The organism is Nocardia carnea, assembly GCF_029869215.1.
In the GTDB taxonomy this organism is placed as follows: domain Bacteria; phylum Actinomycetota; class Actinomycetes; order Mycobacteriales; family Mycobacteriaceae; genus Nocardia; species Nocardia carnea_B.
Genome location: NZ_JARWPM010000405.1, coordinates 1 through 10373 on the forward strand (window position 1 = coordinate 1; position 10373 = coordinate 10373).

General features: G+C 69.0%; 12 protein-coding genes, 1 tRNA gene and 1 riboswitch. Of the genes, 7 read left to right on the top strand and 6 right to left on the bottom strand.

Going from position 1 to position 10373, the window contains the following annotated elements; all coding sequences use genetic code 11:
* Positions 1-201 precede the first annotated feature (201 nt).
* Both QH276_RS29475 and QH276_RS29480 read left to right on the top strand, forming a co-directional pair.
* Positions 202-594, top strand: a complete 393-nt coding sequence (locus tag QH276_RS29475; RefSeq protein ID WP_280402245.1) for a MarR family winged helix-turn-helix transcriptional regulator — start codon at positions 202-204, stop codon at positions 592-594.
* A 230-nt stretch (positions 595-824) separates the two neighbouring features.
* Positions 825-1448, top strand: a complete 624-nt coding sequence (locus tag QH276_RS29480; protein WP_280402244.1) for a class I SAM-dependent methyltransferase — start codon at positions 825-827, stop codon at positions 1446-1448.
* 53 nt (positions 1449-1501) lie between these two features.
* Here QH276_RS29480 and QH276_RS29485 read toward each other — a convergent pair whose 3' ends face one another.
* Positions 1502-2374, bottom strand: coding sequence for a LysR family transcriptional regulator (locus QH276_RS29485; RefSeq protein WP_280402243.1), 873 nt, complete (start codon positions 2372-2374; stop codon positions 1502-1504).
* A gap of 79 nt (positions 2375-2453) precedes the next feature.
* Here QH276_RS29485 and QH276_RS29490 point away from each other — a divergent pair, with 79 nt between their 5' ends.
* The 3 genes from QH276_RS29490 (at position 2454) to QH276_RS29500 (ending at position 5370) form a co-directional block, all read left to right on the top strand.
* Positions 2454-3677, top strand: a complete 1224-nt coding sequence (locus QH276_RS29490; protein WP_280402242.1) for an MFS transporter — start codon at positions 2454-2456, stop codon at positions 3675-3677.
* Between the two features lie 50 nt (positions 3678-3727).
* Positions 3728-4366, top strand: a complete 639-nt coding sequence (locus tag QH276_RS29495; protein ID WP_280402241.1) for an NAD(P)-dependent oxidoreductase — start codon at positions 3728-3730, stop codon at positions 4364-4366.
* A gap of 95 nt (positions 4367-4461) precedes the next feature.
* The gene (locus QH276_RS29500; RefSeq protein WP_280402240.1) at positions 4462-5370 is read left to right on the top strand and encodes an SDR family NAD(P)-dependent oxidoreductase; all 909 of its coding nucleotides are present in this window, start codon (positions 4462-4464) and stop codon (positions 5368-5370) included.
* 14 nt (positions 5371-5384) lie between these two features.
* Here the strand turns inward: QH276_RS29500 and QH276_RS29505 are convergent, their stop codons facing one another.
* Positions 5385-5690, bottom strand: a complete 306-nt coding sequence (locus tag QH276_RS29505; RefSeq protein ID WP_280406974.1) for a hypothetical protein — start codon at positions 5688-5690, stop codon at positions 5385-5387.
* 7 nt (positions 5691-5697) lie between these two features.
* On the bottom strand, positions 5698-5937 hold the full coding sequence (locus QH276_RS29510) for a hypothetical protein (RefSeq protein ID WP_280402238.1): 240 nt from the start codon (positions 5935-5937) through the stop codon (positions 5698-5700).
* A 215-nt stretch (positions 5938-6152) separates the two neighbouring features.
* Between QH276_RS29510 and QH276_RS29515 the strand changes: the two genes are divergently transcribed.
* Positions 6153-6881, top strand: a complete 729-nt coding sequence (locus tag QH276_RS29515) for a nuclear transport factor 2 family protein (protein WP_280402237.1) — start codon at positions 6153-6155, stop codon at positions 6879-6881.
* Between the two features lie 55 nt (positions 6882-6936).
* Here the strand turns inward: QH276_RS29515 and QH276_RS29520 are convergent, their stop codons facing one another.
* From QH276_RS29520 to QH276_RS29530, 3 genes are read right to left on the bottom strand one after another with little or no spacing between them, the layout of a single operon-like run.
* On the bottom strand, positions 6937-7941 hold the full coding sequence (locus QH276_RS29520; RefSeq protein ID WP_280402236.1) for an ABC transporter substrate-binding protein: 1005 nt from the start codon (positions 7939-7941) through the stop codon (positions 6937-6939).
* Positions 7938-8711 (bottom strand): ABC transporter ATP-binding protein, encoded by a 774-nt coding sequence (locus QH276_RS29525; RefSeq protein WP_280402235.1) that lies wholly within the window; start codon positions 8709-8711, stop codon positions 7938-7940. Before QH276_RS29525 ends, QH276_RS29520 begins: the two co-directional genes overlap by 4 nt.
* Positions 8711-9766, bottom strand: coding sequence for a FecCD family ABC transporter permease (locus tag QH276_RS29530; protein WP_280402234.1), 1056 nt, complete (start codon positions 9764-9766; stop codon positions 8711-8713). The genes QH276_RS29525 and QH276_RS29530 overlap by 1 nt, the downstream gene beginning before the upstream one ends.
* A 101-nt stretch (positions 9767-9867) precedes the next feature.
* Positions 9868-10080: riboswitch (cobalamin riboswitch) on the bottom strand.
* 175 nt (positions 10081-10255) lie between these two features.
* Between QH276_RS29530 and QH276_RS29535 the strand changes: the two genes are divergently transcribed.
* A tRNA-Met gene (locus QH276_RS29535) sits at positions 10256-10332 on the top strand.
* Positions 10333-10373 lie beyond the last annotated feature (41 nt).

Here is a 10373-nt window from a genome sequence, read left to right on the forward strand (position 1 = left end):
AGAACCCGCCCCGGGCCGCCCACCACCCGGCGCCCCCACTGTGGGGCCCCCCCGCGGCCGCCCGGGGGGGCGGCGGGCGGGGTGAGGTCTTGCGTAAGGGTGGCAGTCGAGGTCACGAAGGAGAACTTAAATGCGCGAGCATTAAATGTCAACGCATGTAATGCTCGCGCATAAAATGACTTGACATGATAATCTGGGGGCATGTACCACGACACCGACAAAGACGTCTGCGCGAAGTGGTCCGAAACGCTGCGCCTCTACCACGGCACCTCCTGCGAACTGGAGAACGCGCTGCAGTCCCGGCATCAACTCGGGCTCAGCGAGTTCGAGCTCCTGCAGATCCTGGGCGGTCGCTGCGGCGGCCAGGAGCAGGTCGAGAAGGTCAAGATGAAAGATATCGAGACCGAGATGTACCTCAGCCAGAGCGCGCTCTCCCGCACCGTCACCCGGCTCGAGAAAGCCGGCCTGGTCGAGCGCGCGGCCTGCGATTTCGACCGGCGCGCGAACTTCCTAAAACTCACCGAGGCGGGTCGCGCACGGCTCGGCGACGCCAAACCGACCCATCTGGAAGTACTCCGCAAACACCTGGGCTGACCGCGCAAGTCCGCGGAGCCTGGTTCCGCCCGCAGGATCCCGGGGCAGCGCTGCCCAGGCCCTCCCGATCACGGCCGCGGCTGCGACCATCACCACATCCGGCGACGCCCGCCCGGCGCCCGTGAATCGCGTCTCATCAGCTTGCCGCCCGAGGTTCCGTATGCGGTACCACGCGGTGGCCGTACGGTGGACGATTGCGCACCACCGAGCCCGACCCGAGGAGGAGACCGATGAACGCGCACACCCCCGCAGGGCGCGTACCGAGCAAATGGGAGGAACTCGTCGCCGCCGACCCCGACCATTCGCAGTGGTACGTCCAGCGGTTCCGCACCCTCGCCGCGGAAGGCCAGGACATCTTCGGGGAGGCGCGGTTGATCGATGCGATGCTCGGCCGCCGGGGCCGGGTACTCGACGCCGGCTGCGGCCCCGGACGGCTGGGCGGATTCCTGCACAACTCCGGGCATTCGGTGGTCGGCGTGGATGTGGATCCGGTGCTGATCGCCGCCGCCGAAACCGACTACCCCGGACCGGCGTGGCTCGTCGGTGACCTCGCCGAACTCGATCTCCCGGCCCGCGGTATCGCCGCCGATTTCGATGTCATCGTCTGCGCCGGCAATGTGATGACCTTCCTGGCACCGGCCACCCGGCCCGCGGTACTGGCCGGCTTCGCGCGGCATCTGGCAGCGGACGGGCGCCTGGTGGTCGGCTTCGGTGCCGGTCGCGACTACGCGTTCCCGCAGTTCCGCGCCGACGCGGCCGAACAGGGCTTCCGCGAAGACCTCCTGCTGTCCACCTGGGATCTGCGCCCATTCACCGACGAGTCGGATTTCCTGGTGGCCGTGCTGTCGCGATAGCCGGGCAACGGAATCGGGATCGGCGGCCGGCGGGTACGCGATCCGGCCACCGGCTACGGCACCACCCCGAGGGCCGACAGATACGCCGCGGCGGCGGGCCCCAGGGCGCGCTGACCCCACACCACGTACTCCACCCGCCGCGGCGGGTCGCGCAGGGTGGCGATCCCGAGGCCGGGGTAGGCCCCGGCGATCGACGCCGGCAGCAACCCGATACACAGGTCGCGCCGGATCAGTTCGACGAAATAGTCCACCGCGACCACCTCGAACGCCACCTCGCGCTGCACTCCGGCGGCGGTGAAGGCCCGGTCCGATTGGGCCCGTCCGGCCGACCCCGCCGGGAAATCGACGAACAGTTCGCCGCCGAGCCGGGATGCGTCGAGATCGCGCGCCCCCGCGAGCGGATGCCCGGGGGAGACCACGACAACCAGCTCACCGCTGCCCAGTTCCCGCGCCGCCACCGCGCGCGGTGCGCTACCGGCCGGTAGCCCGAGGAAGGCGATATCGAGCCGGCCCTGGCGGATATCGTCGACCAGGTCGCCGCTCGTCCCGATCTGCAGGCTGATCTGCACTCGCGGATGGCGGATGCGGAAATCCTGGAGCGTGCCCAGCAGATCGATCGCGCCGACACTCGGGATCGCGCCGAGGGCGAGGCGGCCGCGGAGCTCGCCGGCCGCGGCGGTGACTTCGGCGCGCGCCCGGTCGGCCGCCTCGAGCGCTTGCCGGGCCGCCGGGAGGAAGGCCGCGCCGGCCGCGGTGAGTTCGACGCGGCGGCTGGTGCGTTCGAAGAGCTTCGCACCGAGTTCCCGTTCGAGACGGGCGATCTGGTGACTCAGCGCCGACTGCACCACCAGGCATTGCCGCGCGGCCCGCGTGAAATTCCGTGTTTCCGCCACCGCGACGACGTAGCGCATCTGCTGCAGTTCCATAGAACTATCGTGAATCACGATCATTGGTCTGACAAACATGTGTTGGACTCATAGATCTCCGGGCCGCAGGGTTGATCTCATGAGTACGACGACTGCGGCCGGGCCCCGGCACACTCCCAACACCCGCGACACTTCCGGTGTGCCGCGCGGTCTCCTCTCGCTGATGTCGGTGGCCACCGGCCTGATCGTGGCCGGCAACTATTTCGCCCAACCCCTGCTGGACGCCATCCGCGGCGATCTCGGGCTGTCCACCGGTACCGCGGCGCTGATCGTCACCGCCGCCCAGGCCGGCTACGCCCTGGGGCTCTTCCTGCTGCTGCCGCTGGCCGATCTCGTCGAGCGACGGCGGCTCGCGGTGATGCTCTTCGCTGCCACGGCGGTGTTCCTGCTGGCTGCCGGTGTCGCCGGACATCCGGTCGTCCTGCTGGTGGCGACGGCGCTCGCCGCGTTCACCTCGGTCGCCGCGCAGGTGCTGGTGACCTTCGCCGTCGCGTTGAGCGCACCCGAACGCCGCGGCCGCGTGGTCGGGACCGTGATGAGCGGGCTACTGGTCGGTGGGTTGCTGGCGCGCACCGTCGCGGGCCTGCTCAGCGAAGCCGGCGGCTGGCGCACCGTGTACTGGTTCGGCGCGGCCGTGCTCGCGGTGGTCACCGTCGCCCTGTGGCGGGCGCTGCCCACGCTGCACACACCGGCCGGGCTGTCCTATCCGGCGCTGCTCCGGTCCACGGTGGGACTCTTGCGTACGCAGCCGGTGCTGCGCTTGCGGGCCGGCCTCGGCGCGCTGTCGATGGCCTCGTTCACCATGTTCTGGACCGCGGTGACGTTCCTGCTGGCCGGCCCGCACTATCAGTGGTCCGAGGCGGCGATCGGATTGTTCGGACTGGTCGGGATAGCCGGAACCGCCGCGACCCCGATCGCCGGGCGGCTGGCCGACCGCGGGCAGGTGCACCGGGTCGCGGGTGCGGGGGCGGCGCTGCTGGTGGTGGCCTGGGCCGCGCTCGGTGCGGGCGCCGGTTCGCTGTTCGCCCTGATCGCCGGGGCGATCGTCTTGACCGTCGCCCAGCAGTCCGTGCTCAACAGCAACCAGTACGTGCTGTACGCACTGGCCCCCGAACTCCGCAACCGGCTGAATTCGGCGTTCATGACCGCCTTCTTCCTGGGCGGCGCGGCCGGCTCCGCACTCACCGCGGTGGCGTGGGACCGGGCCGGCTGGGCGGGAGTCACCGTGACCGGCGGTGTGCTGGCGGCGGCCACGGTGCTGCTGTGGGCCGGGGACCGTGCTCGCGGCCGGGTCACGCGCTGAACCGGCCGGCGTTCTCGCAACTTCGATCAATCCAGAGGGAAAGAAAACCTATGCGTATCACCGTTTTCGGAGCGGCCGGACAGGTCGGGAGCCGGGTCGTCACCGAAGCCCTGTCTCGCGGCCACCGGGTCACCGCCGTACTCCGCGACCCCGCCCGGGCCGCCGAGCTCCCGCGCGCGGCCGAGACCCGCATCGGTGACGCCGCCGACACCGACGGTATCGCCGCGCTCCTCACCGGACAGGACCTCGCGATCGGCGCGACCCGCCCCGCCGCCGGGCAGGAGAACGAGCTGATCACCACCACCGCGAGCCTGACGGTGGGTGCGGCCCGCGCCGGAGTGCGGTTACTGCTCGTGGGCGGTGCCGCGACCCTGACCGTGCCCGGCACCGACGGGCTGACCGTGCTGGAGGAGCCCGGTTTCCCCGAATCCCTGCGCCCGATCGCCCGTGCGTGCGCCGATCAGCTCGCGGTGTGCCGGGCCGCCACCCGCACCGACTGGACCTATCTGAGCCCGCCCGCGCAGCTGCACGCGGGTGTCCGCACCGGACGCTACCGGCTGGGCCGGGACACCCTGGTGGTGGACCGGGACGGGATGTCGGCGCTGTCCTACGAAGACCTCGCCGTGGTCCTCCTCGATGAAGCCGAACGCCCCGCGCATCGCGGCATCCGGTTCACCGCGGCCTACTGACCCCGCTCCGGTGTCCGGCGTCCGCACGCTTCGCGGGCGGCGGCCCGGAATACGACCTATCCTGTGAACACGATCCGACGGAGCCGAGGGGCGCTATGTCGACGATGGTGATGACCGGCGGCACGTCGGGGTTCGGGGCCATTGCGGCCGGCCGGCTCCGGCGTTCGGGCGATACCCGGCTCCTGCTCGGGGCGCGCCGGGTGCAGGAGTGCGGTGGGTCGTTACCGCTGGACCTGGCCGAACTGGACTCGGTGCGGGCGTTCGCCGGCGCGGTCCGCGACGAGCTGGCCGGTACCCCGATCGACGCGCTGATCCTGAATGCCGGACTGGTGCTCGCCGACGCGAACCGCCGGACCGCCGACGGCTTCGAAACCACCTTCGCGGTCAACCACCTCGCGCACTATCTGCTGCTACGGCTGCTGATGCCGGTGCTCGCCGAGAGGGCGACGGTGGTGCTCACCACCAGCGGCACCCACGATCCCACCGCCCGCGCCGGCTTGACGCCGCCCCGGCATGCAACCGCCGCACTGCTCGCCCACCCCGATCGCGATCCCGGACTGGACACCCGCCCGCGCAAGGCCGGCGAACACGCCTACACGGCCTCGAAACTGTGTGCGGTACTCACCGCCCGGACGCTCCCCGATCAGGAAATGGTGCGGGACAAGGGGATCACCGCGATCGCCTATTGTCCGGGGCAGGTATTCGGTACCGGACTCGCGAGGGATCTGCCGCGCTCTATGCGGGCGGCGTGGTCGATCATGGGGTCGCCGGTGCTGAGCCGGCCAGTCCGCCGGTTCAACCGCACCCTCAACACCCCGCCCGACGCCGGAAATACGCTGGCGGACCTGGCCTCGGGAGTCGCACGCCCGCCGGCCGGACGCAGCTATGCGGCTTTGCGCGGCGGGCAGCTCACCTGGCCGGACCCGTCGGAAGCGGCACGCAGCACGCAGGCCGCGCGGATCCTGTGGCGCGACAGCGCGGAGCTCCTCGGGCTGCCCGCCTGAGCGCGCCGGACGACTCAATCGCCCGGAATCGGCACCAGGCTGTCGCGGTCGTGCGCGACCATGTACTCGAGTACCTCGAGGATCGCCGGAATCCTCGCCTGCCGGACGAGTACCAGGTCGGGACAGGTGAAGTAGGCGCCGCTCGAATATTCCCCGGAGGCCCGCCACTGTTGCATGATCGCCTCGATACGCTCGAGGGTCAGGACCGTCGCGGAGCACCGGGAGCCATCGTCCAGTGTCACTATCACATCGACGTTGTCGACCGTCTCCGGATCGTCTTCCGCGCCCAGGAGAAAATGTGCCGAAAAGTTTTCTCGCACAACATGGCTAGGTTGTTCGGCTACCATAGAGATCCCTCAATCTGCTGATCACCTTGTCCTCGTCGGCCTTGGAGCATTTCGCTACGATGACAATCTCCTCGTCCACCTTGCGGTAGAACAGGCGAGCGCCGTTCTTGCCGCGAGCATAGGCGATATCGGTCGTCGAGTTACCGTCGCCGGGCAGCGTCTTTCCGCCGAGACCCGCGTTGGAATTTCCGCGCACCAATTGTTCTTGGAGATGGCCCATTTCCAGTCATCCCCGGCCCCGGTCGATACTCGGCAACATGTGCCGCCCGAACCGCGCGACGCTACCCGCGGCGTATGCCGAAGTCCACTGTCTTCTCGACAGTGGTGGTAGTTCCTGGTCGGCGGACCCGCCGCGGGTGCCCGAAACGGGCGTGGCGCGGCGGCCCGGATCCGTACGATGCAAGGTGCGGCCGGGTTCGTCGAAAGGTTTCCGCGGTGTTCAGTGAGGAAAAGTTTCAGCAGGCGCTGCGCCGGCCCCGCCTCGCGCGGCCCGCGCCCGAATTCCTGGACGGCAATCGCGCCGTACCGATCCGGGTGATCCCGGAACCGGAACTGCAGGCCACTACACAGGAGTGGTTCGTGCAGTTCGACCGGAAACTCGAGTACTACGGCAAACTCGGCCTCGACCTGTCCTGGCTGATGGAGTGGGCGAAGAAGTACTGGTGGAGTTTCCTGGCCCGCGATATGAGCCTCAACCACGAGCTGTACGCGCCGGATATCCGCTACACCGATGTCACCACCTTCGGTCGCACCATCGTCGGTATCGACGAATTCGTGAAATACAACTTCGCCTTCTTCGAGGCCATCCCGGATTGGCGCTACGACCCGCTGCCCGACCAGGTGTATCTCGACGTCATGCCCGACGAGAAGGTCCGGGTCGTCATCCGCTACATCGGCAGTGGCCACTGGGACGGACCGCTGCGGCTCTACCCCTACGACGACAGCGCGCCGGTCCTGTACGGCACCGGCCGTTTCATCCAGTGCCCCGCAGTGGACCGCTACCACTTCGACGCCGACGGACTCATGGAGGAAGGCGAAACCCTCTACGACGCCTTCGACGTCACCCAGCGCGGCGGCATCCTTCCCCGGGACGACAGCTGGCAGTTCAAGGCCCTGATGTCGGCATCGAAGATCCCGGCCCTGCTCCAGCGGTTCAAGCTCTAGGCACCAGCGCACCGGGGGAGGAGAGATGTGGTCGCCGGTGGGCGTCGCCTTGCGACTACAAGTCTCTGGATCGCAGGAATTCGGCCACGGTGACCACGGCCTGCGGATTGCGCGGGCCCTCTACCAATGCGGCATAGGGCAACGCGATGAAGTTGCTCTCCCGGACGGCCGTGGTACCGGCCATCAGCGGATGCCGGCGTAACTGCTCGATCTTGGCCGCCACGGTGTTCTCGGGGCCCGCGCCGTAGTCGACGATCACGATGGCTTGCGGGTCCCGCTGAGCCGCGGCTTCCCAGGAGGCCGACGTCCACGAATCGTTCAGATCGTCGAAGATATTGCTGCCACCGGCTTCCCGGATTATCTGCGACGGCGCCGCGGTACGGCCCGAGGTGAACGGTTCCGGCGCGGCGCTGTCGAACAGGAAGACCCGGGCCGGTTCCCGCGGTGCCCCCGTATCCGCGCCCGCGACCTGCTCTTTATAAGCAGCGACCAGTTCCTCTGCTTTCGCACGCACGCCGAAGATCTCGCCCAGATTCGTCAGATCGGTGTACAACGCGTCGAGCGGTTCCATCACGCCGCGCCGCGTGCTGCCGGTCTGCCGGCACGATTCGGTGAGCAGGTAGGGGTCGGCGCCGATCGAACGTACCCAGTCCGGGGTGAGGCCGGTGGTCTCCCGGAAGCCGTAATTCCAGCCGGCGAAGACAAAATCGGGGGCGGCGGCCTGGACCACCTCCTTGGTGAAGGCGTCACCGAGTTCGGGGGTGCGTTCGAAATCGGCCCGCCACGGGGAGGAGGCGATATCGCGTTCCTTACCGGGGTAGGTGGTGTATCCGGCGAGGCGATCGGCCAGCCCGAGCGCGAACATCATCTCGGTGATACCGGTGTCGTTGGTGACCACGCGTTCGGGTATCCCGTCGATCGTGAGCGGGGCACCGCAGTTGGTGACGGTTGTCTGCGGCCCGCCGGCCGCGTTCGCGGCGTCCTGCACCTGGGCGCCGCAGGCTGTCGTGAACACCGCCGCGCCTACCACCAGCGGGATCAGCGATCGAAAGGCTCTCATCCGTAATCCTTGTCGTCGAAAATGACCTGCGGGACGCCCAGCCGGGGATGAGCGACGATATGACCGCCGATCGAGAACCAGCGGCCGAGGACATCGGTGGTGAGCACTTCGTGCGGATCGCCCGAACACACCAGCCGCCCGCGGTGCAGAACGAAGAGCCGATCACAATGCTGCGCGGCCAGATTGAGGTCGTGCAGTGCCGCGACCACGGTGATATCGAGACCGCGCGCGGCGGCCAGCACGCTGTATTGGTGGTGCACGTCCAGGTGATTGGTCGGTTCGTCGAGCACCAGCACCCGCGGCTGCTGCGCCAGAGCCCGCGCGATCAGGACCCGCTGGCGTTCCCCACCGGAGAGCGACAGGAAACAGCGGTTCGCGAGATGCGCGATATCCGCCGTTGCCATGGCCGCGGCGCAGATCTCCGCATCGCGCCGCCGGGTGCCGCGCCGCACGGTGGCGTGCGGTAGCCGTCCGGTGGCCACCACCTCGGCGGCAGTGAAATCGAACGGTGTCGAGGAATCCTGGGTGAGCGCCGCCACGTGGCGGGCGTTCTCGCGCATACTGATCGCCGCGATATCGGTGCCGCCGACCGCTACCCGGCCGGATGCGGGGGACAGCGCGCGGTACAGGCAGCGCAGCAGGGTCGATTTACCACTACCGTTCGGGCCGACGATGCCGATGAACTGCCCGGGTTCGGCGGCCAGGGTCACCGCGGCCACGATCGGCGTGCCGTCGATCTCGACCGTCACCTCCGTATAGTCGACCCGCATCAGCCGCGCTCCACCAGCGCGCCGCGCCGCCGCATCAACAGGACGAACACCGGTACGCCCACCGCGGCGGTGACCGCTCCCAGCGGCAACTCCTGCGGTGGGATCAGAATGCGGGCCAAGAGGTCCGCGGACACCAGGAACACCGCGCCCAGCACCGGGGTCAGCACGGCGAGGCGCCGGTGGCCGGCGCCCACCAGGAGCCTGGCGAGATGGGGCACGATCAGGCCGACGAACCCGACCGCCCCGCACACCGCGACGAAACAGCCGGTCATCGCCGCGGAGACCACGAACAGCAGCAGGCGGAAACGCGCCGCGTTCATCCCGAGGGCGGCACTCACCTCGTCGCCCATCGACAAGGCGTCGAGATGACGGGCGCACAGTAGGATCACCACCGACCCCAGCGCGGTGACCGTCGCGATCAGCGGCACCATCTGCCAGGTGGCGCCCGCCAGGCTGCCCAGCAGCCAGAACATCACCGACCGGGCGGTATCGCCGCCGCGTGGGGCCAGGAACACCAGCACGGTGGTCGCCGCGGAGAACCCGTAACCGATGGCGGTGCCGGTGAGTACCAGTCGCAGTGGCACCAGCCCGGCCGCCGACCGCGCCAGCACATACACCAGGGCAGTCGCGGCGAGCGCCCCGGTGAAAGCCGCTGTCGACAGGGCGTAGATCCCGAGCGCGCCGAACGCGCCGAACAGGACGACTGCGGTGGCACCCACCGACGCACCCGAGGAGATCCCCAGCACATACGGATCGGCGAGGGCGTTGCGGACCATGGCCTGCACGATCAGCCCGACCCCGCCGAGCCCGGCGCCTACCGCGGCCGCCAGCAGCACCCGCGGCAGCCGGGAATCCACGACGATCCGGTAGTTCGCCACCTCGGCGGCGACCACTGTTCCGCCGGTGAGTTCGGCCCACAGGAAACCGACCGTGTCGCGCCACGGTATATGCGCCGCACCGAGACCCAGCGCGAGTACCGAAACCACCGCCAGCCCCGCGCTGAGCCCCGCCACCAGCACCGGCAGGGGCAGGCGGCGTCGCTCCAGCGCTCTCATCGGGCCGGATCTACTCGCAGCACCCTTGATCCGACGCGCGCAGACAGACGTATACCCATGTCTCGTCAACCATTCCCTCGAAGTCGACCGGCGACCCCACCCGTGGCAGGGCCGCGCCGGCAGGTCTTCGGGCTCATGGACGCGAAACGGATTCCCGTATCACCTACTGACGGTCGCTTCCCAGGCGCGAGCCCAGTGCTGATGACCGCGGTCGTTTCCACATACCGCTGCGGGGCAGCTCCGGATTCCCACCGGATTCCCTCTTACGAACCACCCGTCGACGACGGGCGGTAACCAGCGCGCGGTCACGGTAACACCCCCGGATTCCGGAATCGGACATTCCGGCGCGAATGTGCATCACCTCACTCGGGAGTGGGCATCGCCCGCTGCTGCGTAAGCGCGCCCCACCCGGTCTCGGGTTCTCGCGAACCGGAGTCCGTGACGCGTTTTGGTCCCGCACCGGTTCGTGCGCTACGGTTGTCAGCGCAACGCGGGGTGGAGCAGCTCGGTAGCTCGCTGGGCTCATAACCCAGAGGTCGCAGGTTCAAATCCTGTCCCCGCTACCATTGTCCGAGGCCGGAACGGGCTTTCCCGTTCCGGCCTCGGA